The sequence below is a fragment of the Bradyrhizobium sp. 25ACV genome (assembly GCF_054863005.1).
The window spans coordinates 1-2,278 of record NZ_JAVAYO010000035.1; the positions used below are offsets into that span (position 1 = coordinate 1).

2 protein-coding genes are annotated in these 2,278 nt (G+C 64.3%); both read left to right on the forward strand.

All coding sequences use genetic code 11. From position 1 onward, the window contains the following. On the forward strand, positions 1–1,427 hold a 1,427-nt coding region (locus RAD04_RS38440; RefSeq protein WP_461627935.1), incomplete at its 5' end, for a DUF1522 domain-containing protein. Between the two features lie 330 nt (positions 1,428–1,757). Continuing rightward, on the forward strand, positions 1,758–2,278 hold a 521-nt coding region (locus RAD04_RS38445), incomplete at its 3' end, for a flagellin N-terminal helical domain-containing protein (protein WP_461627936.1).

Below are 2,278 nucleotides of genomic sequence, written 5' to 3' on the forward strand. Positions count from 1 at the left end.
CAGGTGGTGCTGCTGGTGTCTCGACCGTTGCTGGCGGTGCCGTCACGCTGAGGAGCTCGACAGGCGCGGATCTGAGCGTCACCGGCAAGGCCGACCTGCTCAAAGCCCTCGCCCTGACGAACTCTGTGGGCGGCGGCAACGCCACGGTCAACGTCAACCGGACCACGAGCGCGGCCTCGCTGGGTGCGGAGATCGCGGACGGCTCGACGCTGAACGTCGACGGTCACGTCATCACCTTCAAGAACGCGCCGATCCCGGGCTCGACCGGTGCTCCGAGCGTTCCGAGCGGTTATGGTGCGAGCGGCAACGTCCTCACCGACGGCAACGGCAACTCGACGGTCTACCTGCAGGCCGGCACGGTCAACGACGTCTTGAAGGCGATCGACCTTGCCACCGGCGTTCAGACCGCGACGATCAACGCCAACGGCACCGCGACGGTCGCGACGGCCACTGGCCAGACCAACTCGTCGATCAACGCTTCGGGTCAGCTCAAGATCTCGACCGGCGTCAACGCCGATCTATCCGTCACCGGCACCGGCAATGCGCTGAACGTGCTCGGCCTCGCCGGCAACACCGGGACCTCGACCGCTTTCACCGCGGCGCGTACCTCGGGCGTCGGCGGCCTCACCGGCAAGACCTTGACCTTCTCCTCCTTCAACGGCGGCACCGCGGTTGACGTCACCTTCGGCGACGGCACCAACGGCACGGTCAAGACGCTCGATCAGCTCAACTCGAAGCTTCAGGCCAACAACCTGACCGCGACGATCGACGCCAACGGCCTGCTGACGGTCTCCACCACCAACGACTACGCGTCCTCGACCATCGGTTCGACGGCCGCAGGTGGTGCGATCGGCGGCACGCTGACCACGGCGCTGACGTTCTCGACGGCTTCCAGCCCCGTCCAGGACACGGTTGCCCAGACCTCGCGTGCCAATCTGGTGTCTCAGTACAACAACATCCTGAACCAGATCGACTCCACGGCGCAGGACTCCTCGTTCAACGGCGTCAACCTCTTGAACGGCGACCAGCTCAAGCTGGTGTTCGACGAGACCGGCAAGTCGAACCTGAGCATCACCGGCGTGACCTACAACTCCAAGGGTCTCGGCCTCGCTGCCCTGACCGGCGGTGTCGACTTCATCGACAACGCCGCCACCAACAAGGTGCTGACCAACCTGAACTCCGCGTCGAGCACGCTGCGTTCGGAAGCTTCGAGCCTCGGTTCGAACCTGACGATCGTGCAGGTTCGTCAGGACTTCAACAAGAACCTGATCAACGTGCTGCAGACGGGTTCGTCCAACCTGACCTTGGCCGACACCAACGTCGAAGCGGCCAACAGCCAGGCGCTGTCGACCCGCCAGTCGATCGCGGTCTCCGCGCTGTCGCTGGCCAACCAGTCGCAGCAGAGCGTGCTGCAGCTGCTCCGCTAAGTCGCGGCAGACATCGCAAGCAAGATCCGGCGGCGGGGCTTCGGCCCCGCCGCTTTCTTTTTGCTTGCTGCCTGGAGACTTCGAGAGGGGAGGCGGCGCTCGAAAAAAGTAACCAGCGGTTATGGTTAATGGAGCGTAAGCGCGGAGAAACGCCAATGATTTCAGCTTGATTGCCGAGCTCACGCGCACCTTCCGCGCGCTTATGGTGAACCGGCGCTTATGCAGGCTGCGGTCCTTTCACCCTTTGTTAGCCACGTCGCGGCACGCTGGCCCCGTCACTCGATCCAGAAGCGATCGAACGAAGACGCGTAAGCCAGAAGGGTAAGAGTCATGTCCGGTATTGTTCTCTCTGCGTCGGTTCGTCAGAACCTCCTCTCTCTCCAGTCCACCGCCGATCTTCTCGCCACCACACAGAACCGTCTGTCGACCGGCAAGAGCGTCAACTCGGCCCTGGACAATCCCACCAACTTCTTCACGGCACAGTCGCTCGACAACCGCGCCAGCGACATCAACAACCTGCTCGATAGCATCGCCAACGGCGTGCAGGTGCTGCAGGCCGCCAACACCGGCCTGACCTCGCTGCAGAAGCTGATCGACAGCGCGAAGTCGATTGCCAACCAGGCGCTGCAGACCACGGTCGGCTACTCCACCAAGTCCAACGTCTCCACCACGATCGCCGGTGCAACGGCGGCCGACCTGCGCGGCACGACGAGCTTCGCCAGCGCCACGGCATCCAGCAACGTGCTGTATAGCGGCGCGGCGGGCGGCACCACGGCGGCGACCGGCACCACGACGCTTGGCGCCAGCATCGGCGTCTTCGCAAGCACTGGCGCAACGACCGGCGCCGGCGG